General features: G+C 68.8%; 19 protein-coding genes. 9 read left to right on the top strand and 10 right to left on the bottom strand.

Translation table 11 applies throughout. The features are described from left to right. Nucleotides 1-180 precede the first annotated feature (180 nt). Entirely contained in the window at nt 181-1,434 is a 1,254-nt protein-coding gene (locus KEG38_RS03475; RefSeq protein ID WP_272417537.1) for an ArsB/NhaD family transporter, read from the top strand. Here the strand turns inward: KEG38_RS03475 and KEG38_RS03470 are convergent. The 6 genes from KEG38_RS03470 to KEG38_RS03445 all read right to left on the bottom strand — a co-directional run bounded on the left by KEG38_RS03470 (nt 1,431) and on the right by KEG38_RS03445 (nt 11,573). Further along, nucleotides 1,431-3,857: a metallophosphoesterase family protein gene (locus KEG38_RS03470; RefSeq protein ID WP_272417536.1), complete on the bottom strand. Its 2,427-nt coding sequence runs from the start codon at nt 3,855-3,857 to the stop codon at nt 1,431-1,433. The genes KEG38_RS03475 and KEG38_RS03470 overlap by 4 nt on opposite strands. Nucleotides 3,858-3,900: 43 nt before the next feature. Beyond that, the gene (locus tag KEG38_RS03465) at nt 3,901-4,140 is read right to left on the bottom strand and encodes a hypothetical protein (RefSeq protein WP_272417535.1); all 240 of its coding nucleotides are present in this window, start codon (nt 4,138-4,140) and stop codon (nt 3,901-3,903) included. 443 nt (nt 4,141-4,583) lie between these two features. Continuing rightward, on the bottom strand, nt 4,584-7,685 hold the full coding sequence (locus tag KEG38_RS03460; RefSeq protein WP_272417534.1) for an efflux RND transporter permease subunit: 3,102 nt from the start codon (nt 7,683-7,685) through the stop codon (nt 4,584-4,586). Beyond that, nucleotides 7,682-8,917, bottom strand: a complete 1,236-nt coding sequence (locus KEG38_RS03455; RefSeq protein WP_272417533.1) for an efflux RND transporter periplasmic adaptor subunit — start codon at nt 8,915-8,917, stop codon at nt 7,682-7,684. The genes KEG38_RS03460 and KEG38_RS03455 overlap by 4 nt, the downstream gene beginning before the upstream one ends. A gap of 2 nt (nt 8,918-8,919) precedes the next feature. Then, nucleotides 8,920-10,635 carry an alpha/beta fold hydrolase gene (locus tag KEG38_RS03450; protein ID WP_272417532.1) on the bottom strand — a complete coding sequence of 572 codons (1,716 nt, stop codon included), beginning with the start codon at nt 10,633-10,635 and terminating at the stop codon, nt 8,920-8,922. Nucleotides 10,636-10,697: 62 nt separating this feature from the next. Then, on the bottom strand, nt 10,698-11,573 hold the full coding sequence (locus tag KEG38_RS03445) for a hypothetical protein (protein WP_272417531.1): 876 nt from the start codon (nt 11,571-11,573) through the stop codon (nt 10,698-10,700). 29 nt (nt 11,574-11,602) lie between these two features. Here KEG38_RS03445 and KEG38_RS03440 point away from each other — a divergent pair, with 29 nt between their 5' ends. The 8 genes from KEG38_RS03440 to KEG38_RS03405 all read left to right on the top strand — a co-directional run bounded on the left by KEG38_RS03440 (nt 11,603) and on the right by KEG38_RS03405 (nt 18,573). After that, nucleotides 11,603-12,730 (top strand): hypothetical protein, encoded by a 1,128-nt coding sequence (locus KEG38_RS03440; protein ID WP_272417530.1) that lies wholly within the window; start codon nt 11,603-11,605, stop codon nt 12,728-12,730. Nucleotides 12,731-12,776: 46 nt separating this feature from the next. After that, the gene (locus KEG38_RS03435; protein ID WP_272417529.1) at nt 12,777-13,409 is read left to right on the top strand and encodes an RNA polymerase sigma factor; all 633 of its coding nucleotides are present in this window, start codon (nt 12,777-12,779) and stop codon (nt 13,407-13,409) included. Then, nucleotides 13,406-14,224 (top strand): hypothetical protein, encoded by an 819-nt coding sequence (locus KEG38_RS03430; RefSeq protein ID WP_272417528.1) that lies wholly within the window; start codon nt 13,406-13,408, stop codon nt 14,222-14,224. The genes KEG38_RS03435 and KEG38_RS03430 overlap by 4 nt, the downstream gene beginning before the upstream one ends. Nucleotides 14,225-14,353: 129 nt before the next feature. Further along, entirely contained in the window at nt 14,354-15,835 is a 1,482-nt protein-coding gene (locus tag KEG38_RS03425) for a MopE-related protein (protein ID WP_272417527.1), read from the top strand. Between the two features lie 98 nt (nt 15,836-15,933). Beyond that, nucleotides 15,934-16,176 carry a hypothetical protein gene (locus KEG38_RS03420; protein ID WP_272417526.1) on the top strand — a complete coding sequence of 81 codons (243 nt, stop codon included), beginning with the start codon at nt 15,934-15,936 and terminating at the stop codon, nt 16,174-16,176. Nucleotides 16,177-16,421: 245 nt separating this feature from the next. After that, complete coding sequence (locus tag KEG38_RS03415; RefSeq protein ID WP_272417525.1) at nt 16,422-17,102, top strand: hypothetical protein; 681 nt, start codon at nt 16,422-16,424, stop codon at nt 17,100-17,102. Nucleotides 17,103-17,259: 157 nt separating this feature from the next. Continuing rightward, a complete protein-coding gene (locus KEG38_RS03410; RefSeq protein WP_272417524.1) occupies nt 17,260-17,865 on the top strand; it encodes a hypothetical protein in 606 nt (201 codons plus the stop codon). Nucleotides 17,866-17,973: 108 nt separating this feature from the next. After that, entirely contained in the window at nt 17,974-18,573 is a 600-nt protein-coding gene (locus KEG38_RS03405; protein ID WP_272417523.1) for a hypothetical protein, read from the top strand. On the opposite strand, the gene KEG38_RS03400 is transcribed toward KEG38_RS03405, so the two are convergent. The 4 genes from KEG38_RS03400 to KEG38_RS03385 all read right to left on the bottom strand — a co-directional run bounded on the left by KEG38_RS03400 (nt 18,549) and on the right by KEG38_RS03385 (nt 24,089). Continuing rightward, on the bottom strand, nt 18,549-19,496 hold the full coding sequence (locus KEG38_RS03400) for a serine/threonine-protein kinase (RefSeq protein ID WP_272417724.1): 948 nt from the start codon (nt 19,494-19,496) through the stop codon (nt 18,549-18,551). The genes KEG38_RS03405 and KEG38_RS03400 overlap by 25 nt on opposite strands. Before the next feature lie 5 nt (nt 19,497-19,501). After that, entirely contained in the window at nt 19,502-20,131 is a 630-nt protein-coding gene (locus KEG38_RS03395; protein ID WP_272417522.1) for an RNA polymerase sigma factor, read from the bottom strand. A gap of 104 nt (nt 20,132-20,235) precedes the next feature. Then, the gene (locus KEG38_RS03390) at nt 20,236-21,252 is read right to left on the bottom strand and encodes a formylglycine-generating enzyme family protein (protein WP_272417521.1); all 1,017 of its coding nucleotides are present in this window, start codon (nt 21,250-21,252) and stop codon (nt 20,236-20,238) included. Continuing rightward, nucleotides 21,252-24,089 (bottom strand): MopE-related protein, encoded by a 2,838-nt coding sequence (locus KEG38_RS03385; RefSeq protein ID WP_272417520.1) that lies wholly within the window; start codon nt 24,087-24,089, stop codon nt 21,252-21,254. Before KEG38_RS03385 ends, KEG38_RS03390 begins: the two co-directional genes overlap by 1 nt. Between the last annotated feature and the right edge of the window lie 4 nt (nt 24,090-24,093).

The raw sequence follows: 24,093 nt of genomic DNA, 5'->3' as shown, positions 1-24,093 counted from the left end.
GGCGCCCGCACGCCCCTCGCAAAGATTCCAGAAAGACAAACCCGAAACCGCTGCTCGACCGCTTTTTTCCGCTGCCGAGCCGTCACGCTCTGCTTCGGAGCACACTCTCGACGCCGACACCGACCCCGTGACGGCCGCGCCCCCTCTCCCGTCAGGAAGAAGCCCCGAAGAAGCCCCCGCATGAGCCACCTGCCGACGCTCGTCGTGTTCATTGCGACCTACGTGCTGATCGCCTTTCGGCGCCTGTCGCTCCTGCCGATCGGAAGGCCCGCCGGCGCGCTCGCAGGCGCGTGCATGATGGTCGTGCTCGCCTCGATCGAGCCGCGCTGGGGCATCGACGCCAAGACCGCATTTGCCGCGGTCGAGCCGAACACGATCGGGCTTTTGCTCGGGATGATGCTGCTCTCGGCCGCGCTCGCAGAGGCCGGGTTCTTCGAGAGGGCCGCGTCGTTCCTGCTCGAGCGGAAACCCTCGCCGGTGGGCCTTCTCTACGGCACGACGATCGCCTCGGGCCTGCTCTCGGCCGTGCTGGTGAACGATCCGGTCTGCGTGCTCTTCGCGCCCGTGGTGGACGCGACGGCGCGGAAGGCAGGCCTGCCACGCGTGCCGTATCTGCTCGCGCTGGCGATGGGAGCGAACGCCGGCAGCGCGATGACGCTCGCGGGAAACCCGCAGAACATGCTCGTCGCGCACCTGTCGGGTCTGTCGTACCGGAGCTATTTGCTTCGTGGAGGGCCGGCCGGGTTTCTCGCGCTCTTGGTGACGGCGGCGACGCTGCACTTGCTCTTCCGCAAGCGCCTGCGGCCCACGAGCGCCGCGCAGATTGACGCGGACGTAACCGTCGCCCCGCGATCCCGCAGCGAGCTCATGATGGCGCTCGTCGTGATCCTCGGCGTCTCGATCGCCTTCCTCGCCGGCGCGAACCTCGCGTTCGCCGCGCTCACGGGCGCGGCGGCGCTCCTCGTCCTTCGAAGGCGTGATCCCGCGTCGCTCTTCTCGGGCGTGACGTGGACCGTGCTCGTCTTCTTCGGCGCGCTCTTCATCGTGGCCGCCGCGTTCCAGCGCACGGGCCTCGTCGACGAGACGCTCGCCGCGGCGCGCCCGTTCATCCCGGAAGGTCGTGGCGCCGCCATGGCCGCGCTCTCCGCGATGTTCACGCTCGGCTGTCAGGTCGTGAGCAACGTGCCCTTCATCCTGCTCGCCGAGCCGATGATCCGCACGCTGCCCGATCCGACGCTCGCCTGGACCGTGACGGCGATGGCCACGACGCTCGCCGGAAACCTCACGCTGCTCGGCTCCGTCGCGAACATCATCGTCGTCGAGGCCGCGCACGCGGAGGACGAGATCGGATTCGTCACGTACCTCCGCGCAGGTTTGCCCGTCACGATCGTCTCGATGGTCGTGGCGATCGGGTACCTGCTGCTCGTGGGTTAGTCGGTCGCCGACGAGAGAAGCGCGTTGAGCACGTGGCGCGCGTAGCGCCCCTCGCTCTCGCTGAGTCCGTGGTTCGGATCGGTCACGCACGTCCAGAACACGGCGTTGATGACGGTCTGGAGCATCAGGCGGAGCTTCGTGGCCTCGGGATCCATCGTCTCGGTGCAGATCGCGCGGGCGAGGTGGCCGAGCGCGCGCTCGACCTGGGTGTTCTCCTCCTCGCTCGCGAGACAAACGACGCCGAGCGACGACTCCTCTTCCGGCGCGAGCCGCAGCGGGAAGCACAGGATCCAGCGGTAGTGCCGCGCGAAGAGGCGGTGATGGTCCGGGCTCGGCTGGTAGATGATGCTCGTCGTCGCGTGCGCGTCGCGATGCCAGGCCGCGGCGATGTTGAAGCGGAAAGCGTGGCCCGCGACGCCGCTGCCGCAGGTGAAGCGCGCCGCCCAGGACTGCGGCCAGAACTGGCCGAACGCCGGGCAAAGGACGCGCAGGTTCGCGTCCCAGATCATGCCCATCCACGATCCGCGCTCCGAGAGCAGCCCGCTCCGCACGATCGGCGCGGTCTGCACGCCCCACGGCGAGGCCGTGGCGATCTTGTAGATGGAGTTGCCGACGGCCTCCGTGAGCTTCGCCGAGAGCGAGTGGTTCGACATCGGCTTGCCGCAGCAGCGCTCGAGCAGTGCGCGCGCGGTCCACTTCGCGGCCTCGGGGTACTCCTTACCGGCGCCGCCCGGGCGATACGCGAGCGAGTACCGGTAGCCCACGATCGGCCCCGGGATCTTGAGCTCCACGTGCGTCTTGCCCACGATGAAGTGCGAGCGGCACCGCTCCTGCTCGAACTCGACGGGCTCCCAGCGCGGTTCGCCGAACTGCTCGTAGCAGCGCTCGACCATGGGATACGCGTCCTCGATCGTCGCGCCCGAGCTCTCCGCGAACACGAGCGCCAGCGTGAGGTGGTCGGACTCGAAGCGGACGACGTGCGAGCGGACGTCGTAGCCGTCGATCAAGTTGGGGTACCAACGATCACGTTTTTCCAGCAGGTTCAGCTCGGCCTGCGTGAGCGCGACCGCGTTCGAGAGATGGTAGCTCCACGTGAGGTACCGCTCGGTCTTGTCCGCGCCCTGCAGCATGAAGCGCACGCGCCCGCCGCCGAGCGGCTCTTCCTTCACCTCGCGGCGGCCGCGCCACGTGGTCGCGCGTGGCTCGGCCTGGACGTTGTTGTAGGGCGGTTCGAGCACGGCGATCGGCGTCTCGACGGGCGCCACGAAGTCGCGCAGCTCCACCTCGACGAGCGCGATGCCATCGTCCCCGACGCTCCAGATCCGCGTGTGCTCGCGGGCCTTCACGAAGCGCTCGGCCTGCGCGACGGGCTCCCAGTTCACCTCGAAGTACTTGCGCTTCGGCTCGAGCGCGTACTCGCCGGCCTCGCCGTCGCGCTCGTACACTTCGACACTGACCGTGCTCGGGCTGAGCCGCACGACCGAGAACTGGTTGCCCACGGCGCCGGGCCGCTCGTGCGCGGCCGAGCCGAGCGATCCCGTGGAGATGATGACGAAGCGGCTCTTGAAGAGCTCGACGAGCTTCGAGCTCTCCTGGTGCGTGTGGCCGTGAAAGCCGATGCGGAAGCCCGCGGCGTAGAGGGTGCCGACGTCCTGCAGCGTAAGGTAATCGGGACGCCCGCGTTCACTGGTGAAGCCATGGTGCCAGACGGCGACGCGCAGCGTGTCCCGATCGAGGCCGTTCGCGAAGTCGCGCGCGGCGGAGACGGCGCGCGTGGAGATGCAGGCACCGGTCCAGTACTTGTCGTTCCGGTGGCAGGAGTTGAAGCCGAAGAACGCGACCTTCTCCTGGGGGAAGACGTGCGCCGACCAGTGCTCGCGTTCGTTGGGGTCGAGGAGATCGAAGGCGCGGCCGCGTCCATCCAAGGACTCGCCGTAGAAGCGGTCGAAGAATCGCTGGACGTTCGCGAAGCGCTTGTTGTACTCCGCGCCCGCCCGCAGCTTGACGAGGTCGAGGTGTCCGTAGCGGCCCACGTCGATGCGCAGATCCGAGAGATCCGGCGAGCGCTTGAGCCGCTGCATCTCCTGCTCGAGGAGGTCGAAGTCGTGCGCGGTACGCAGCGAGGTGACGCGCACGGGCTCGCCGATGTCGGCGCCCCAGTCGACGTCGTGGTTGCCCGGAACGAACACGACACGCGCGCGCTCGCGGTTCACGACGAGCGGCAGGACGCGGTGCTCCGCGAACTCGAGCAGCTCGTCGTACTCCGCGGCGCTCCCGCGCTGCGTGAGATCGCCGCTGACGACGACGAAGTCGAAGGGGGCCGGGTGCAGCGTGCCCAGCGCTTGCGCCGGGTGCATCCACACGTCGTCGAGCGTTTGCCCGGGCTCCGTGACGTGAAGATCCGACAGGTGGAGGATGTACATTCGGTCCCAGCGCTACGTCGACGCGCGGACCGCTTTGGAAGTTCTAGCGGCCGCTCGCAGTCCGTCGCCTCGAGGTCGACGGGTTGGAGGATGGCACGGACTCACGTTGTGCGTTCGGCGCGAAAGAGCCGGACAGGAGCTCCTTCGTGTAGCGGATGGCCTGCATGGCCACCGTCCGGTCGATGACGAAGGGTTCACGAACGAGGACCACTGCATCCTGAAACGCCGCTTCGCGAGGAGCAACAGCGACGGCCGGGGCGTGAGGTCGGTTCTTGGCGCTCATCGTTCATCTCCCGAAAGCCGATTTTTCAGATTTTCCAGGGAACCCTGCCCTGGGAGCAAGAAAAGATTGTTGCCGGTGGGTCGTGAAGAGGGGGAAGGCGCGAAGGGAGCGCCGTGTTTGCCCCGGCACCGAGTGTGCGCGGCGCGATCGTCTCTTGGATCGCGGCAGCGTGACACCCTCGGCCCCCAGCAGTCGGCATGCGCCAATCCTACACGATGTGCAGAAGAAGCAACCCTTCTGCGTAACGGTTTGTGCACGTTCGTGTCGCCCGAGGCGAACCCCCCACCGTCCAGGCTGCGGAATACTCTTTGCAGCATGAAGTCCTCGCGGCGCACCTAAAGCCGAGCCTCCCAAACGGCAACAGCTTCGATCGATTTTTCTGCCGGGACGGGAGGGCGCAAGCACGAGTTGGTCGGTGGAGTTTCCACCCGAGACCCGTCGCGTCAAGCGTGAGGCGGAGGCGGGACCGGTTCGGCGAGCGGTGGCGAAGACGTGCGACGGACGCGCGCGAGGCGCGCCGCGATGCGATCGGCGACGACGTAAAACGCCGGCACCACGAGGAGGCTCAGGCCCGTGGAGATCACGAGGCCGCCGATGACCGCGATCGCCATGGGCGCGCGCACCTCGCTGCCTTCGCCGAGCGCGAGCGCCGAAGGCACGGCCGCCATCAGGGTCGCGATGGATGTCATCAGGATGGGCCGGAGACGAACCGGGCCCGCTTCGAGCATCGCGTCGAGCGCGTTCTTGCCGTGGTTTCGGAGCTCCGTCGCGTAATCGACCAGGATGATCGAGTTTTTCTTCACGATCCCCATCAAGAGGACGATCCCGATCATGCTGAAGATGTTGAGCGTCTGCTTCATGAGGAGCAGCGCGAACGCAGCGCCCGCGACGGAGAGCGGGAGGATCGTCAACACGGTCACCGGGTGCAGGAACGAGTTGAACTGCGACGCGAGGACCATGTACGCGACGATGATCCCGAGGATCAACGCGAAGACGAGGCCACCCATGGACTCGCGGAAGGCGACCGACGCGCCGCCGAGCACCACGTGGTAGCCAGTCGGTACGTCCTTGCCGAGCTTCTCCACGAGCGCGAGGGCCTCGCTCTGCGACTTGCCCGGCGCGACGTTGCCGAAGAGGGTGATCGCGCGTTCGCGATCCCGACGCGTGATCGCCTGGAGCGCAGGCTGCTCCTCGTACTTCACGAGCGTGGAGAGCGGCACGAGCTCTCCGCTTTTCGCGCGGACCTTGAGGCGCGAGAGATCCTCGGGCCGCGAGCGCTGATCGGCGAGCAGGCGCATGCGCACGTCGACACGTCGCCCGCCCGCGCTGTACTTGCCCACGCGCGTGCCGCCGACGAGCGCGTTCAGGGTCGTCGCGATCTCCTCGACCGAGATGCCGAGATCCGCGGCGCGCGCGCGGTCGGGCACGATCCGTAGCTCGGGCATGCCGAGCTGGTAGTCGGAGTCGAGGTCGACGACGAGGCCTGCCGCCTGGAGCTCGGCCTTGATGCGCTCGCTGTGCGAAACGAGCTCACCCCACTCGGGACCGCGGATCGAGAACTCCACGGGGAAGCCACGCGACGCGGTGAAGCCCGACTGCGAGAGGTCCTGCACGATGGCGCGTACGCCCGGGATTCCGTTGAGCTCCTTGCGCAGGACGGCGGCGAACTCGTTCTGCGTGGCCTTGCGCTCGTTCCGAGGCTTGAGCGTCACGAAGATCATGCCGCTGTTCACAGCGCCCGTGCCGAAGCCGCCGACGACCACGAGCGTGCGCTGCACCTCGGGCGCGTTGTTCACGATGGCCTCGGCCTTCGTCACGATCTTGTCCGTCTCGCGGATGTCGGAGCCGACCGCGGTCGTGAGCCGGACCATGAGGCGGCTCTGATCCTGCGAGGGGACGAACTCGCCGGGGAGCGCCTGGAACGCGAAGACCGCGCCCACGAAGAGGCCGATGGAGGCGACGAGCACGAGCGAGGGGACCTTGAGGCCCCGCGCGAGGAGCCAGCCGTAGCCGGCGGAGAGTTTGTCGAAGGCGTGATCGACGAAGATGCCGATCTTGCTGCGGCCCTCGCGCGAGGTCGTGAGGAGCTGCGCGCAGCGCGCGGGCGCGAGCGTGATGGCCTCGACGTACGAGAGGGCCACGGCGATGCAGAGCGTCACGCCGAACTGGAGGAAGAAGCGCCCCATCACGCCTTCCATGAAGATGACGGGGATGAAGATCGCGATGACGGCGACCGTGGCGGCGAGCGCGGCGAACGTGATCTCGGCCGTGCCCTCGCGCGCGGCACGCACGCGATCCTTGCCCTGCTCGGCGTGCCGGAAGATGTTCTCGAGCACCATGATCGCGTCATCGACGACGATGCCGACGGCGAGCGAGAGGCCGAGCAACGTAAAAGTGTTCAGCGTGAAGCCGAGGAAGTAGATCGCCGCGATCGTCCCGAGCAGGCTCATCGGGATCGCCAGGATCACGTTGAGCGTGCTGGAGAGCGAGCCGAGGAAGAGCCAGCAGACGAGGGCCGTGAGCGCGACCGCGAGGATGAGCTCGAGCTCGATCTCGTGGACGGATTGCTCGATGAAGCGCGTCGAGTCGAAGTTGATCTGGAGCTCCATGCCCTCGGGCAAGGTCTTCCGGATCTCGTCGAGCATGCCCTTCACGCCGTTCGCGACGGCGACGGCGTTCGAGCCGCGCTGCTTCTTGATGCCCATGCCCTGCGCGGGCTGGCCGTTCACACGCGACATGCGCCGCATGTCCTCGAAGCCGTCCTCGATGATCGCGACGTCCTCGATGTACGTCGGGACGCCCGCCTGCTCGCGCACGACGATGCGGCGGAGCGTGTCGAGGTCGAGCGCCTCGCCGAGCACGCGCACGTTGACCTCGCGGCCCGTGGTCTCCAGGCGCCCCGCCGGCAGCTCCACGTGCTCGCGTCGCAGCGCCGCGATCACGTCCGTGACGGTGAGCGATTTGGCCGCGAGTTTGTCGGCGTCGAACCAGACGCGGACGTTGCGCTCGAGGTAGCCGCCCAGCATGACCTCGCCGATCCCCGGCACGGTCTGGAGCTTCTCCTTGACGCGGTAACGCGCGTAGTCGGAGAGGGTCTGGGGCGAGTACGGACCCGACAGACCAATCCACATGATGGGCTGGTCCTCGGGGTTCGACTTGGAGATGACGGGCGGGTCGATGTCACGCGGCAGGCGCGACTGGGCCTGCGAGACCTTGGCCTGCACGTCCTGGAGCGCGGAGTCGACGTCGCGCGAGAGGTCGAGCTCGACCGTGATCGAGGCGCCGCCCTGGCGGGACGAGGAGGTGAGGGATTTGACGCCCTCGACCTGGACGACGGCCTCCTCGATCTGCTCGACGATGTCGTGCTCGACGGCCTCGGGCGCGGCGCCTTCCCAGGAGACGTTGACGTTGATGGTCGGGAAGTCGACGTCGGGGAACTGGCTGATGCCGATGCGCGTCGCGGCGACGATGCCGAAGACGATCGTCGCGAGCATCATCATCCACGCAAGGACGGGCTTGCGCAGGCACGCTTCGGTCAGGCTCATGGCGCGCTCCCTCCCTTCGAAGGCGCGCCGACGCCTTCGGAAGGCGCGCTCGTGGTGGCCGGCGGAGCGGCCGCGCTGGGCGCCCCGGGCGGACCTTTGCCGGGCCCTTGCCCCAGCGGCGCGACGCGCACCGTGGTGCCATCACGCAGAGGTTCGGCCCCACGCACGACGAGCATCTCGCCGGGCTTCAACCCTTTGCGGACCTCGACACGCCCGTCGGCCGTGCGCATGCCGAGCGCGAGCACGCGCTCCTGCGCGACGTTGTTCTCCACAACGAACGCCAGAAATCCCTTCTCGCTCGGACGAATCGCAGTCTGCGGGATGACGGGCGAGTTCTCCGTCGCGCCGACGCGCACCGTGACGTCGGCGAACGCGCCGGGCCGGAGCGTGTCTTTTTTCTCGTCGGCGACCTCGGCGACGATCGGGACCATACGCGTCGCGGGATCCGCGGCGTCCGCGACGAGCGTGATCTTCGCGGTGAAGTCGTGCTCGATGCCCGTGACCTTGAACGAGACGTTCATGCCGGTCGAGAGGCGCGGCGCGTCGGCCTCGGGGACCGGGAAACGAAGCAGCAAGGGATCGCGGCGAAGAACCGTGCCGAGCACCGTGCCGGGCTGGACGAACTGGCCGGTCTGGACCGTACGCGTCTGCATCTTGCCCTCGATGGGCGCTCGCACGTACGCGTCACGCAGGTTCAGGTTCGCCTCGTCGAGCGCGGCGCGGGCCTCGGCGACCTGCGCCGCGCCCGTGCGCGCGCGCGTCCGCCAGCCATCGACGTCTTCCTTCGAGAAGACGCCCGCGCCGTCGGCGCCCGCTTTTTCGCGGCGTTCGAGGTTCTGCTGGGCCTCGGCCGCGGATGCCTGCGCGCGCTCGAGCGTGGCCTTGGCGCTGCGGACGGCAAGGTTGAAGCGCGCCGGGTCGATCTCGACAAGGACCTGGCCCTTCTTGACGACGTCGCCCTCGGCGAACCGCACGTGCTCGATCACGCCGGACACGCGCGCCGTGACCTGCACACGCTCGTACGCGTCGACGGTGCCGACCGCGGTGACGGTGTACTCGACGCGCTCGCCGGAGACGGGCGCGAGCTCGACGGGGAACGCCATCTTCCCCTTGCCGCCCGCGGGAGGGCCGCCCTCCTCCTTCTTCGAACAGCCGAAGAGCAAGAGCACGAGAAGCGTGGCGGCGAGGGAAAACCAGACCGAAAGCCTTCGGGGTGTTGCGAAAAAAGGCATGATCACGGGGCCGATGGAGCGAGGACCACGCCGCCTGCGGGGCTGTTCGTGGTCATCCACGTGGTGAGCGAGTCGTACCATTTGGTGACGTCGCCCTGACCGTCGTCGGTTCCAGCCAGGGGATCGATGTGCGTGAGGTCGACGATGTCGAGCACGACGAACGCGTCGGATTCCGTGCGGGGTTTGCCCGCGAGGGGCCGGCCCGGTCCGATGGGAACGTTCTGAACGAGAGCGCGCAGCGGGTCGAGGGCGGCGGTGTCGCCGACGAGGCCCGCGACGGCGGCGAAGATCGGGAGGTCCATGGAAGCGCCGTGAATCGCGCGTAGTCCGTGGTTTGCACGGGGCCAGTCGGTGTCTTTCAGGACGAGCGTGGCCGCGGCCTGGGCGTCGAGCGAGAGGCGCGCCGGGAAGTACCACTCGCCGAAGTCGAGCGAGGGGCCCTCGAACCAGGAGCGCGAAATGTCTTCCAGCGAGGTGTGCTCGCGGGGGTTCGTGGCGTCGTACTCCACCCAATCGTACGTGGCCGTAGGATCGGAGGGCTGGACGAGCTTGGTGCCGAAGAGGCTGTCGTACTCGGCGAGCGCGCCGCCCTTGCTCGCGCCGCAGGAGACGGCCGCGAAGGAGACGCCGTTCGAGGCATCGTCCATCGCAAACCCCATGGCCGCGCGATTCGTCATGCGCGGAACGTCGGTGAGCGAGAGGAGCGTGAGGAAGGCGCTATCGCGGTAGGGATCCTCGGTGATCGCGGTCGGCGACCAGAGCGCGCGCATGCCGGCGATCGCGGCGACGGGGTAGACCTTGAGGCCGAGCAAAGGGAGCGCGATGTAGCGCGTGGTCTTGCGGATCGTTTCGAGGCCCGGAGTGAGGTAGGCGTCGACGTTCTGGGACGAACCTTTCAGGTAGTCTTCCTCGGTGATCGTCGGAGCCGCGGCGCCCTCTTGCCGCGCGACGCCGTCGACGAGGACGAGGCCCGCGAGCTCGCCGTAGCCGGGTTTGCCGTCGAAATCCCAGGCCGCGTACTCCTCGGCGATCGTGGCGCCGAGCGAGTGGCCGACGAGGAAGACGCGCGCCTTGCGCTCCTCGGGCGCGACGATGTCGACGACGCGGCGGAGGTCGCCGATCGTGGTGTCGAGGCCCCACTCGGAGGCGTAATCGACCGCGGTTTGATCGAGGAAGCCCGGGAACGTCTTGCCCTCGGCAGGCTCCTCCTCGAAGTAGTAACGCTTCGCGATCTCGGGGTCCTTGCGGAACTCGGCGACGTCGAGGCCGTGGTGATCCTCGAGCAGGTTCGAGCGTCGATCGATGGCCCAGGCCTCGAAGGCCTCGCCCTCCTTGGATCGGCGAACGATGGCGCGCGCCATCGGATCGTAGCTATTCGCGCCGCCAAGGAAGCCAGGCATGAGGACGGCGACCGCGCGGGCAGGAGCCGGCGGATCGGCGTCGACGCGGTACCGAACGACGCGGACGGCGTTGTATTCGGCGGGCGTCGCGCTGCCGGTGACGGGGTTCGGCGGCGGCGTGACGCCGGGGACGAGGAAGACGTCGCGGCGAATGCGCACGGATCCCTCCTCGACGACGGCCGAGCTCGGAGGCGGCGCATAAGGCGCGGGCGGGACCGGGAGCTCGGCAGGATCGGAGCAAGCAACGAGGAGGGCGGCGGCGCTCGCGAGGGCAAGCACCGAAGGACGCATGCGGCGCAGGGGCATGCGGGGCATCATGAAGGAAGGCGGGGGCCCTCGGGAGGGGTTCGCCCGGTTTCCGACGCCGATGGATCGCGGGATCAGGGCCGCGTCGTCCGGGCCTCGGCGAACGCGAGGACCTCGGCGCTCGAAGCCTCGTCGCCCTTGGCCTCGAGCGCCGCTTGCAGCGTGGCCTTGGTGTCGGGCGCGGCCGTGAGGTCGACGGCGATGCGCAAGCGGCGCAAGTTCTCGTCGTCCTGCGAGGATGCGAGCGCGACGAACGCGGCGGCGCGATCGACGGTCGGCGCGCTCGGGCTCTCGGCGATGCGGAGCAGCTCGTCGGCGGGGATGGGCGAGGTGCGCATGCCTTCGTGGGCGCCGGAGCCGATCGCCCGAAGCGCGCGCGCCCAGGCGTCGTAGGGCCTGCCGCCGCGGCCGAGGGCCTCGGGCGCGCGGGCGGGGCGGCGCGCGCTCGCGGCCTCGATGGTGACGCGGATCAAGCTGAGGAGCGCGTCACGCTCGGCCCAGCGATCCTTGAAGACGCTGGTCGCGAAATCGACGGCGTGGCCCGAGCGAAGGGCGATGTTGATGCCGGGGTTGCGAAAGTAGAACCCGTCGGAGGTCTCGACGTAGGCGATGTCCCGATAGGGGATGAAGCGCGCGCCGACCCAGACGAGCAGGAGCCCATCCTCGCCGACGATGAGCTTGCGCGGAAAGAGCACGATGACGAGGATCGCGAGGACGAGGGCAGCCCAGAGCGTGACGCCCCAAGGTCCCTCGCGCGTGAGCCCGGGCGCGAGGAGCGCGACGGCGACGCCGAGAAGGAGGGCGAGCCAGGGGAGGAGGGGCGAAGGCAAGGAAAAGACGGGGCGCTCGTCGGGCGCGCGGCCGAGATCCCGGAGCAGGACTTCGCGGGAGGGCAGGCCCGTGGGGGAAGGGCGTGCAGCGCGCGTGCTGCTCGTTTTCGGCCGGCTCATCCGCGGGGCATGATGACATAAGTGACCCCATGCTTCGGGCCCGGGCCCCCTCCTTGATCGTCGCCCTCCTCGCGTCGCTCGGCCTCGCCGCCGATGCGCACGCGTCGAGCGGGGTGCGTCTGCGATGGTCCGCCCCGGAGGGGTGTCCCACGGCCGAGGCGATCTCGGCCGAGGTCGATCGGCTTCTCGGGGGGCGAGGCGCGCAGACGGAGCCGCTCGACGTGACGGCCGAGGTGAAGCGCGACGCGGGGCGGTATCGGGTTCGTCTGGAGACACGGGGCGAAGAGGGACCACGCACGCGTGAGGTCGAGGCCACCACGTGCGCCGCCCTCGGTGAGGCCGCGGCCCTGATCATCGCCATGATGATCGATCCCGACGTGATCGCCGAACCGCCGCCGGAGGTCCCCCCCACGACGCGAACCGAAGCGCACATCACCCCGAGCCCTCCCGCCACGACCCCAACCGATACGCGTATCGGTCCGAGCCCTCCCGCCACGACCCCAACCGATACGCGTATCGGTCCGAGCCCTCCCCCCCACGACCCAAACCGAAGCGCGTATCGGTTCCAGCCCTCCCCCCCACGACCCGAACCGATACGCGTATCGCCTTCGAAGGTCCCTCTGTCGGTATCCCCACAACCGCCACCGCCGCCGATGGCCCTCTCCGTGCGCGCCCTCGCCGACGTCGGCGCCTTCCCCGCGCCCACCGTCGGCTTCGGCGCCGCCCTCTCCCTCTTCGTCGGCCGTTACCGCCTCGAAGCCGGCATCTCCTTCCTCCCGACACGCACCTTTCCCTTCCCCAACCTCGACACCGCCACCGGCGACATCGACCTCACCCTCGCCCATGTCGGCGCCTGCGCCGCCTTCCTCCGGCGTCCCCCCTTCGAGCTCGGCCCCTGCGTCTCCTTCGAAGCCGGCCGCATCCAGAGCACGAGCGCCGGCATCTCTTCCCCGGGCCAGGGCGCCGCCGCCTGGCTCGCCGTCTCCGCGGGAGGACGTTTCACCTGGACGTTCGCGCGCCCCGTCGCCCTCGTCGCGGGCCTTGGCGCCGGCGTCCCCGTCGTCCACCCGGAGCTCGCCGTCTCGGGCCTCGGCGCCGTGCACCGCGCCTCGCCTGTCCTCGGGCGGGCCGAGCTCGGCATCGAGGTCCGGTTCTGAGATTTTTGATCACGGAACCCGAAGGCGCTGGCCACCAAGGACAAGCTTGCCTCCTTCCGCTTCCTTCCAGGCCACCCTCCCCTCGCCGCTCGCCCCCGAGCCCACGGCCGCGGCGCGCTCGGGTGGCGGCGAGGCGGTGTCCGTGCCGCCTTTCGAGTCCGTCTACGAAGAGCATTTCGACCTCGTCTTCCGCAACGTCCGCCGCCTCGGCGTTCCCGACGCGCTCGTCGACGACGCCGTCCAGGAGGTCTTCCTCGTCGTCTATCGCCGCCTCGGCCAGTTCGAGGGGCGCTCCTCGCTGAAGACGTGGATCTGCTCCATCGTCACCCGCGTCGCGCGTGATCACCGGCGCACGCTCCGGCGAAAGAGCCCGCACGCCTGCGGGAAGGCCGAGGCCGTCGACGTCGATTCGGTGCCGGACGAGCGCGCCGAGGGCCCGCACGAGCATACGGTGCGGCTCGAAGGCGCGCGCCTTTTGCACAAGCTGCTCGACGAGCTCGAATTCGACAAGCGCACCGTGCTCGTGCTGGCCGAGCTCGAGCAGATGACCGCGCCCGAGATCGCGGACGCGCTCGGGGAAAACGTGAACACCATTTATGCGCGGCTGCGGGCGGCGCGGCGTGATTTCGAGCAAGCGGTCGCCCGGGAGCGGGCGCGCGATACGTGGAGGCTCCGATGAGCGAGCTCGGCCCCGAAGCGCGGGCCATCCTTCTTGCAGGGCGTGACGGAGACGATCCCTCGCCCGAAGACCGCGCCCGCGTGCGCCGCGCGCTCGCGGCCGCCATTGCCGCAGGTGGAGCGGCTTCGGTCGGGGGAGAGCGTGTCGCCGACGCCGCGACGGCAAAGCTCGGCGAGGCCGCCTCCGCGACGAAGATCGCGTCCGCAGCCAAGGCCGGCGCGGTGTTTTCCCTCGGCGGCCTGGCGTGGAAAGGAATGCTCGCCGTCCTCGTGGGTGGCGCCGCCTCCGCCGTGGCGATCCTCGGGCCGACGGCGACGCACATGGAGACGCCTCCGGCAGCGACGCATCTCGAAGCACCTGCGGAGCGGGGACAACCCCCGCCCGCGCAGATGCCGGTGGAAGCGCCGCCGCCGGTGGTTGCCCCGACGAACGACCCGCCGGCTCCCCCGGCGCCCGTGCTTCAGAATACGCCGTCGGTGAATGCTCCGGCCAAGCGTCCGGCGCCGACCGTCGCCACGAGCGAGCCTCCCCCCGCGCCCACGGACCCGCTGCTCGCGGAAACGCGCCGCCTTCGCGCCGTGCACGGCGCCATGCAGGGCGGCGATCCGGAGCAAGCTTTGCGTTTGCTCGACGAGAATTCGGCGAGCGCGGAAGGGCAATCGCTCCGCGCCGAGCGCACCGCGGCGCGCGTGCTCGCGCTCTGCAAACTCGGCCGGGTCTCCGAAGCCCGCGCCGAGGCCGCCCGATTCCTTTCGGAAAGCCCTGGCTCGCCCCTCGCCGATCGCGTCCGGAAAGCCTGCCCCACGAGCCCTTAACATTTCCTCACGGATCGGCTGACCGCCGGCCACGAAGGCAGACGAAGACACGGACAGCCGCGCCGAGCGTCCTTTGCGGGGACGAACGGCCGCGCGCGCCCCTCCATCCACGAGAGAGACGATCACGCCATGAAAAACTTTCGCGCTTCCTTCCTCAAGGCCCTCCTCCCCCTCGGCGCCCTCTTCGCGATCGCGCCGTTCGCCGGGTGTATCGATCACGTCCTCATCGGCGGCAATGAGCAATGTAACGTCGCCTCCGACTGCGCCGCCGGCCAGTTCTGCGTGAACGGCGTTTGCGTCTTGCAGAACGACGGCCCCCAGCCCGAGGTCTGCAATGGTGTCGACGACGATCTCGACGGCCAGATCGACGCGACCCCGAACGGGCCCGTCATCTGCGCCGACGGGAGCATCTGTCAGAACGGCATGTGCGGCGGCGGGGCGCAATGCGACCAGGACCACGCGTGCCCGCCGAACTCGTATTGTGACCCGAACGGCGTGTGCCAGCTCGTGTGCGACTGTCCCCCCAACCATTTCTGCGACATGTTCGGGATGTGTGTCCCGGACCCGGTGTGCAGCGCGCTCCCCGAGCAATGCGACGGCATCGACAACGATTGCGACGGCTCCGTCGACAACCCCACGCCCGGCGCGATCCTCTGCCCGAACGGCGGCGCCTGCGTGGCCGGCGCCTGCGTGGTCGTGCAATGCATGACCGACGCCGAGTGCCCCGCCGGCCAGCTCTGCAACCCGATGGTCGGCGTCTGCTACCCGGGCGGCTGCGTCCCGGCGCCTGAGGCCTGCAACGGCCTCGACGACGATTGCAATGGCATCCCCGACAACAACGCGTTCTGCGCCGACGGCAGCGCCTGCGTCAACGGCCAGTGCGGCGGCGTGTGCACGCCCGGGCTCGAGCTCTGCGACGGCTACGACAACGATTGCGACGGCCTGATCGACGAGAACACGCCCGGCGCGACCCTCTGCCCGATGGGCGGCACCTGCGTCAACGGCATGTGCGCGTTCCAGGGCTGCATGGCCGACGCCGATTGCCCCGCCGGGCACGTCTGTGATCCGGCGACCGCGACGTGCGTCAACCCGAACGGCTGCATCCCGCAGCCCGAGGCCTGCAACGGCGTCGACGACAATTGCAACGGCTCGATCGACGAGAACACGCTCTGCGCCGACGGCACCCTCTGCGTCAATGGCCAGTGCGGCGGCATGTGCGCGCCCAAGGCCGAGTACTGCAATGGCCTCGACGACGATTGCGACGGCCAGGTCGACGAGGTCACGCCCGGTGGGCTGCTCCTCTGCCCGAACGGCGGCACCTGCATCATGGGCTCGTGCGTCGCGGAGTCCTGCCAGATCAACGCCGATTGCCCGCTCGGCCAGATCTGCACGCCGAACGGCGTCTGCACGCCCAGTGGCTGCACGCCGAGCAACGAGACGTGCGACGGGATCGACAACGACTGCGACGGCGTGGTCGACGACGTCACCCCGGGCTCCTTGATCTGCCCCGCGCCCCAGTTCTGCCTGAACGGCAACTGCACGATCATGCAATGCGCGAGCGACGCCGACTGCCCGGCCGCCACGACCTGCCAGAACGGCCTCTGCAAGTGACGCCCCGCCGCGCCCGCCGGGCCTGACGAGCCCGGCCGGACGCTCGGCCCGTGGCACGTGCGCTGCTTCGCCCGACCTCGACCGCGAAAGGAGTGCGCATGGCCACACAGACGCAGCAAAAGCAGACGGGTGCTTCGAACCTCGAATACGACATCGTCGCGGAGATGCACGAGCTGCTTCAGGGCAACTCGGCGCTGGAGCAATACATCCAGGACGCACGCCAGGCCGGGGATCAAGACGCCGAGCGTTGCTTCCAGCAGATCCACGACCAGAACAAGCAAAACGTCACGACGCTCCGCACGCTGCTCGCGAAGCACATCCAGGCCACCAAGGCCTCGTGACCCGGGTCGCCTGACCCGGAGACGGCGCCGGTCGTCCGTCCCTTTGCAATTCTCGCACGGCTCCGTGAAGAACACGCGAGGGGACGCGGCGACCGGGGCGCCTGCACCCGGAAGTCCGGCCGTACGTTCCGGCCGGTGAACATTTTTCGTCACATCGGTTCGCAGCGGGAACTCTCTCGGAGATGGCTGGGGGGCCGTCCGTCCGGCCCGGGACCTTTGGTTCGTTCTTCCGAGGAGAGTTCGCCATGATCAGTGGGCACATCGGCGCAGGTCAGTACATCCTTTTCCAGCGCGATCCGCGCGTTCCGAGCGCGCCGCTGCTCGAGGTCGGTCGCCTCGTGGTCACGGAGCTCGACGGGGACACCCGCTACGAGCACTGGTTTTTGTACACGAGCGCGCCCGTCGGTTCTGGCTACGCCGCTTACATTCGCCCGAGCAGCGCGTTCCTGGGTACGCCCGTGGGCCTGTCGCTCCGGGGCACGGGCGCGCCGCCGCCCGAGTTCAACGTGAACGATTGCCTCGCCTGGCTTTCGCTCTCGACGGGCTGCGGCGTCGCGTACATCGAGGCCCGTTGCGCCCGGCTCGCCTCGAACGACGCCGGCAGCATCTCCGCCGCAATACCGAGAAAGCCGCAGCAGGTCGACCTCGGCATCTACGACATCACCCAGGGAAGCCGGCGCGTCGGCGTGCTCGTCGTGACGCGCATCGCGGGCGGCACCCTGGAGACGTGGCACCTTTTCGACCGCGTCCCGACGTCCACGCCAAACCCGCTGAGCGCGCACACGCAGAACGAAGGCCCGTACAGCGTCCCCGACGCGAATATCGGCGGGACGTACGCGCTGACCTACCTCGGCGCTGTCAGCGCCCCCGATCTCTCGGGCCACGCCGTGGTGACGGTGAACGCGCTCTGCGCTGTCGCTGCCTGAAATGTCTCTCGTGCTCGTAGGAGACCGCCGCGCCTACACCTACACGAATATACCACTGTAGTGCGTACACGAGTGCGCGGTTACGTTCATGCTTGACGAGCCTCCGTGATTTCGACCACGATGTACGTGCGAACATCGTCTTTGCTCGGAGGTTTTCTTGAAGCATCAAATCAGCTTGCTCGGCACGATCGTGGTCATGATGGGCGTCGCGACCGGCTGCGGCGCGAACGACGCCGCATTCGAGGACGAGGAGGTCGGGGAAGCGGAGCTCGCTCAGGTCGACCTCGGCCTCGACTGGCGCTCCTATACCGTCACCTACGAGAACTCCTTGCCGTTCGGCACGATCCTCGTGACCGGCTCCAACGTGAGCGGCAATTTCAGGCCGAACAGGGAGTACTGGTACGTCAACGCCAGCAATCTGCAATATCTCGGCACCGAGGACCTGAATTTCTCGTACACGGACGGGACCGGCACGCCGCCCTCGTACAGCGGCACGCAGGAGTTCAATCTCCCCGCCCTCGCGACCTGGACTGCGATCTCGAGTGATACGACCTCGGGTTATCGTTATACGTCCGGGAACCTGAACCTGCGCCTCTTCACGAATTCGAGCGGCATCTCGCAGGTCGTCTGGTATCAAACGATCTGGCCCACCTCGACGCCGGCCAACGTGACGCCGAGCGGGACCTTCACGACCAACACGGGCGCCGTGGGCACCAGCTTCAGCACCGGCATTACCACGTACAAGGTGGATCAGACCCTCTGATTCGATGACGACGTCAGCCGCCCCTCGATTCGCTCGGATCGGCGACCTCGCCGCCCGTGTCGAGGGGCGGCGCCTGCCCACGAACATCGTTTTTGCTCGGAGGTTTCCTTGAAGCATCAAGTCACGTTGCTCGGCTCCATGGTCATGATGAGCTTCGCGATCGGCTGCGGCGCGATCGATGCCGCTCAAGGCGAAGAGGATGTCGCCTCAGCGGAGCTCGCCCAGCTCGACCCCGGTGACGGGATCTGGCGGATCTACACCATCAACTACGACAACAGTGCGGAGTTCGGTACCATCCTCGTGTTCGGCAGCTCGGCCCCCACGGGTTTCAGGGCCAATTACGAGTACTGGTACGTCAACGCAAGCAACCTGCAATACCTCGGTACCGAGGATCTGAACATCTCGTACACGGACGGGACCGGCACCCCGCCCTCGTACAGCAACTCGCAGCAGTTCACGCTCCCCGCCGTGGTGACCTGGGCCGAGCTCGCGGAAGATTCGAGCTCGGGATACCTCTACGACAACGGGAACGTGCACCTGCGCATCTTCAAGAACAGCAGCGGCATCACGGGGGTCAAATGGCTTCAATCGATCCCAACCGGCTCGACGCCGGCCAACCTCTCGCCGAGCGGTACGTTCACGGTCGGCTCCGGCACGGTGACCCCCGGTAGCGGCCAGGTCACTTACTTCGTGTCGCAGGCCCTCTGATTCAATCGCTGGATGACCTCCGCGGCCGAACGCGGCCGATCCGCGGGGTTCGTCGCGACGAGCTGATCGAGCACGAGCGCCACGTCGACGGGCAAACCCGGGACGAGCGTGCGCAAGCTCGTCGCTGGCTCGTTCAATCGTGAGAGGATGAACGCGCATTTGTCGCGTTTCTCGTGGGGAACACGCCCCGTGAGCGCGAGATAAACCATGATTCCCACGGCATAGAGATCGGTGCGCGCCGTGGCGCGTTGCTCGCGGAACTGCTCGGGCGCGATGTACGAGAGGGTGCCGACGATCTGCCCCGCGTCCGTGATCGGTTCCCACGACGTGGCGGACGGCGACGAGAGGCCAAAATCGAGGACCACAGGCCGCTTGTCCGGCCCGACGAGCACGTTGTCCGGCTTGAGATCACGATGGACGATGCCCGTGGCATGGATGCACGCGAGCGTCTCGAGGAGGCCAACGAGCACGGGCTCGAGCTCGTCCCAGGAGCAAGGGACGCCCACGCCGGGGAAAGGCCGGCCCAGGATGCGCTCGGTCACGAGGAAGGGGCGGTCGCCTTGCAGACCCTCGCCGACGAGACGCACCACGCCGGGCAGACGCAAGAGCCGCAGCGCCGCGATCTCCCGCTGCGCGCGCGCCGCGCACGTCGCCGACATCGAGCGCAGCACCTTCACCGCGACCCGCTCGCCCGTGCGCGTGTCCTCCGCCTCCCACACCGCCCCTTGCCCGCCACTGCCGAGCAGCGCGACGAGCACGTACCGATCCGCGAGCAGTTTGCCCGCGCGCTCCTCGCGCTTGCGGGGCACGGGCACGTCGTCGATGCGCGCGACCTCGCGCAAGAACGAGTCGTCCGACGCATCCTCCGACGAGGCTGTCGACGCGAGCGTGGGGTCGAGCCTGGCGGAGCTCTGGGACGACATCGTGCTCACCCGTCCTCGTCGAGCAGACCCTCGCGACGAGCCATCTCGCGCAGGCGCTGCTTCAGGATCTGGAACTTCTTGCGCAGCCTCGCCCCCTCGCGGCGTTTGTCCTCCGCCGAGAGGGGCGCCTCGTCCTCGCCGCGCAGCACCACGGCGAGCTCCTCCCAGGGCAGCTTGCGGTCCACGCGCAGCATGAGCAGCACCTGGTCCTCCTCGGGCAACGAGGCGCGGAGCGTGGCGAGGCGGCTCCGCGTCGTCGTCCGCAGGTACGCGGCCGTGCGCTCGCGAACCTCGGCCATGACGCCCGAGATCTCGGCGCTGTCGAGCTCCTCCTCGCGCTTGCGACGACGCGCCGCGTCTCTCCGGAAGCGGACCGAGGTTCGTCGCGCGACGGCGTACGCGAAGGTGCGGAAGGAGCCCTTGCCCTCGAAGCGCTGCAGGCCCTGCCAGAGCGCCTCGCCGAAGCGGGAGAAGACCTCCTCGGCGTCGCTCTCGTCGCGGTGCAGGGCCGCGAGGAACGCGTAGATCTCGGGCCCGTACGCCGCGAGCACTTCCGTCGCGGCGCCCTTTCGGTCTCCTGTGGCAAGGCGGGTCAAGAGCTCGCGCTCGAGATCGCCCCGATCCTCCGCGGTCATGGTGACGTGGTCCCGGAACCCGAACGCCGAGCGACGTCGGGCCCCGGTCCATCCTACACCATGGGACGGGCTTCCGATCGCGGATGTCCCGGGCCGTCCGCGCCCTACCCCTTGGCATCCCGTGCGCACCGGAATCCACTCATCACCATCCGGTAGCGCGGCGGATGATGGACGCGATTCGTCGAGCGCAGGCCCGTCGCGTGATAATTGAATCCGCCGCCGCGCAGGACCCGCTCGCATTCGGTGGGGATCTCGTTCGACCCCGTAAAACCCTGCTTTCGTTTGCGCCGGAGCTCCGCGTAGGCTTCGAGGGTCTCCTCGCACGTGCCGCCGCGGCCCTCGGCGGCGCCGGGGCGCCGGTAGGCGAACGGGTCGTAGACGTCCTCGGCCCACTCCCAGACGTTGCCGGCGAGGTCGTGATGCCCGTAAGGACCACGCCCCGCGGGGTGTGTCCCGACATCCGCCGTCACGCTGACCGCGAAGACCGCGCGCTCGGGCCCGGGCGGCGAGTGTCCCCAAGGATAGAGCCGGCCGCTCTCGCCGCGCGCCGCTTTTTCGAGCTCGGCCTCGCGCGGGAGGCGCTTGCCCACGAACGTGCAATAGGCGCGCGCGCTCTCCCAGGAGATGCTGCTCACGGGCTGCTTCGGGCCCCGGAAAAGTTTGTCCGGGCCCACGCCATTGCGATCCGCGTTGCTCGGCTCGGGCGGTGGGCAGATCTTGGCTTCGATGCAGCGCGTGTAGTCACCGTTCGTCACCTCGAATTCGTCGAGGTAATACGCCGGCAGCGTCACCGTGTGCGCCGGCCATTCGTCGGGCTCGCCGCCGCTGTCGGCGCCCATCGTGAAAGGACCCGCGGGCACGAGGACCATGCCGTCCACGCGTGTCGGCAGCGCGCTCGTCTCCGGGGGCGCGGGCGGCGGCGCAGGCTCCACCGGCGCGGGCGGCGGGGGCTTTTTGGGTTCGAGCGGCGGCGGGGCGATCGACGGCGGATTCGGGACGACCGGCAGCGGCGCGGGCGGCGGCGCGGAGGGCCCGACTTCGGGCGCGGGCCCCCGGCTCGTGCATGCGGTCGCGAGGAAAAGGGCCCCGAGGAGGAGGGGCTCGCGGAGGGATCGAATCATCACTGGCAGCGGCGAACGACGACGTCGTCGAGGTTCCAGGAAGACATCGTGTACAGGTCCACGGTGTCGCCGATCGCGAACCCGAAGCGCACGCGCAGGTTCGCATTCTTGTGCGTGGTGATGTCGTGCACGATGTTCTTCCAGGAGCCATCCTCGATGGACGTCGAGGAGCTCTGCCAGACGACAATCCAGCTCGACCCGTTGTAGACCTCGATGGCGTTCGTCATGTAAGGCGAGTAGTCGCTGTTGAGCCACCGCCAGAAATCGAGGACGATCGAGCCGGCGCCGGCGGTGTTGATGATGGGGCTCGTCAGGTAATACATCGCGTGCGTGGAGGCGGTGCTGGCGTTGCCGCCGATGACCACGCCGGCGAGCTTGTTGTCGGCCGTCGTCGTGTGATCCGTCGACGGGTCGCCATACCCGTCGTCGTGCCCCGTGGAGGCCGTGGCCGTGCCGATCTGCCATTCGGTGCCGAGCGTCCAGCCGTTCCAGCTATTCGCCGCCGTCGCGGTCGCGAACGTCTCCTCGAAGACGTTCGCGACGCCGCAGACGAGCACGCCGTTCTGGCAGATCGTCTTGTTGTTCGTGCAGGGCGCGGCATACGCTGTCCCGCAGGCCACACCGCCGCCCGGGTTGTCCTCGTCGACCGTGCCGTCGCAATCGTTGTCGAGCCCGTCGCAGATCTCGGCCGACGGCGTCTTCGTGGCCACGCACGAGAGCGAGCCGCCCTGACAAACGTACGTGCCGGTGCCGCAGACGCCCTGCTGGCCCGTCGTGCACGCGGCGCCGCCGCCCGGGTTGTTCTCGTCGACCGAGCCGTCGCAGTCGTTGTCCTTGTTGTCGCAGGTCTCGGTCGTGGGCATGGTCGTCGCGACACACGAAATCGTGCCGTTCTGACAAACCTGCGTGCCCGCGCTGCAGAGGCCCGGCTGGCCCGTCGCGCAGGCCGAGCCCCCGCCCGGGTTGCCCTCATCGACCACGCCGTCGCAGTCGTTGTCCTTGTTGTCGCAGGTCTCGGCCGAGGGCAGGGTCGTCGGGGTGCAAACGATGCCCCCGTTCGTGCACGTCGACGTGCCAGCGCTGCAGACGCCCTGCTGGCCCGTCGCGCAGGCCATGCCGCCGCCCGGGTTGTTCTCGTCGACGGCCCCGTCGCAATCGTTGTCCTTGTTGTCGCAGGTCTCGGCCGAGGCCATCGTCGTGGACACGCAGACGAGCGCGCCGCCCTGGCACTGGTAGGTGCCCGCGGCGCAGACGCCCTGCTTGCCCGTCGGGCACACGCCGCCGCTGCCCGGGTTGCCCTCGTCGACCGTGCCGTTGCAGTTGTTGTCGAGCCCGTCGCAGATCTCCAGGCTCGGCTGGTTTGTCTGGACGCACGTGGTCTGGCCGTTCTGGCAGGACGTCGTACCGGTCGCGCAAACGCCCGATTTGCCGGTCTGGCAGGACACACCCCCGCCGGGGTTCTGCTCGTCGACCGCGCCGTTGCAGTTGTTGTCGAACCCGTCGCAGGTCTCGACGGTGGGCTGAGCGTTCGGATTGCAGACGGGAGCGCCGTTCTGGCAAGCCGTCGTGCCGGCCGCGCAGACGCCGAGCTGCCCCGTGTTGCAGGCGCTCCCGCCGCCGGGGTTCTGCTCGTCGGTTTGTCCGTCGCAATCATCGTCCTTGCCATTGCAGGACTCGGCCACGGGCTGGACCGTGGGCATGCACTGGATCGTGCCGCCGGTGCAGACCTGCGTCCCTTGCGCGCAGGCGCCCGAGAGCCCCGTCGTGCAGCCCGCGCCGCCGCCGGGGTTGCCCTCGTCCGTGTTGCCGTCGCAATCGTTGTCGATGTTGTCGCAGACCTCGGCCGACCCGAGGCCCGGCATGCACGTCTGCGCCTGCCCGCCGATGCACGCTTGCACTGTGGTGTGGCAAGCGCCGAGACCGCAGGAGAGGGTGCCGAGGCCGTCGTCGATGAGCAGGTTGCAATCGTCGTCGACGCCGTTGCACGTCTCGGCCTTGGGATTGCCTGGCGAGCACGTCTGCGGCACGCCGCCCGCGCAGGCCTCGATGCTGACGAAGCAGGCGCCGGCGCCGCAGGTGAGCTGCCCGAGATCCTCGTCGGTTTTCCCGTCGCAATCGTCGTCGGCCCCGTTGCAGGTCTCGACGCCGGGCACGGTCTCGCCCTCGCAAGCGCCCCACGCGCCGCCCACGCACGTCTGCGTGCCGGACTTGCAAATGCCGACGCCTTGCGTGCCCGCGCCGCCCGAATAACAGGACTGCGTGTCGCCGTCTTCGCAGGAGCAGCCCTCGTCGATCATGCCGTCGCAATCGTCGTCGACGCCGTCGCAGGCCTCGACGGTCGCGGGCGGGAGCGGCGTGCATTCGGGGACCGTTTGGTCCACGCAGCCCGGGACCTTCACCTGGCACTGGCCGAGCCCGCAGGTCACGTCCGCGATGTTGTCGTCGACCTGGCCATTACAATCCTCGTCCTTACCGTCGCACGCTTCGGAGGCAGGCAAGACCTGGCCCGTGCACGCGCCCCAGACCGAGCCTGTGCACGTTTGCGTGCCCTGCTTGCATTCGCCCTTGTCGGCGGTGGCCGGATCGGCGTCATAACAGGCGCGCGTCTCGCCGTCGGTGCAAGCGGCGCCGCCTTGTCCACCTTGTCCACCTTGTCCACCTTGTCCGCCGCCCTGCCCGCCGGTGCCACCTTGCCCGCCGGTGCCGCCTTGCCCCCCGGTTCCTCCTCCGGCCGCGCCCGCGCCGCTGTTCGCGCCATCACCCGCACAACCGGAAGCCCCCACGAACGAAATCGCGAGGCCGAGAGACAACAAGGAAGCACGCGTGAATCGCCTCATGTGA

The organism is Polyangium jinanense, from assembly GCF_028435265.1.
In the GTDB taxonomy this organism is placed as follows: domain Bacteria; phylum Myxococcota_A; class Polyangia; order Polyangiales; family Polyangiaceae; genus Polyangium; species Polyangium jinanense.
Note: the sequence above shows the minus strand (reverse complement) of the source record. Positions and strands in the feature narration are given on the sequence as shown.